The sequence below is a fragment of the Planomicrobium sp. MB-3u-38 genome, assembly GCF_002836425.1.
Classification (GTDB): Bacteria; Bacillota; Bacilli; order Bacillales_A; family Planococcaceae; genus Planococcus; species Planococcus okeanokoites.
The window spans coordinates 1-367 of the sequence record NZ_PJBO01000029.1; the positions used below are offsets into that span (position 1 = coordinate 1).

A 367-nucleotide genomic window follows, 5' to 3' on the forward strand; every position below is an offset into this window, starting at 1 on the left:
CTGTTCGCTCATCGCTTTTGTCATATTGGAAATGGTTTGCGGCGTGTAGTGATGGCCGTACATCTTCTCGATCAGTTCCGAGATTTCGGACATCGTGACACCTTTCTGGAACATGTGGATGACGAAGGATTCCAGTGTGTCGTTCGAGCGCTTGTACGGCGCAACCGTCTGTTGGTTGAACTCGCCATTCCGGTCCCGCGGCATCGAAAGCTCCAAATCCCCGTACTCCGTATGGAGTGTCCGCGTGTAGACACCGTTGCGGGAGTTACCCGAGTTGAAGCCAATGCGATCGTATTTTTCGTAATCCAGGAAAGCCGTGAGTTCCGTTTGGAGAAGCGTATTGACCGCCGTCTCCAAGTGCATACGG

General features: G+C 52.9%; 1 protein-coding gene. It reads right to left on the reverse strand.

The window, feature by feature from the left end; translation table 11 throughout:
* Nucleotides 1-367: transposase (locus CXF70_RS07415; RefSeq protein ID WP_199172804.1), on the reverse strand; the 367-nt coding region annotated here is incomplete at both ends.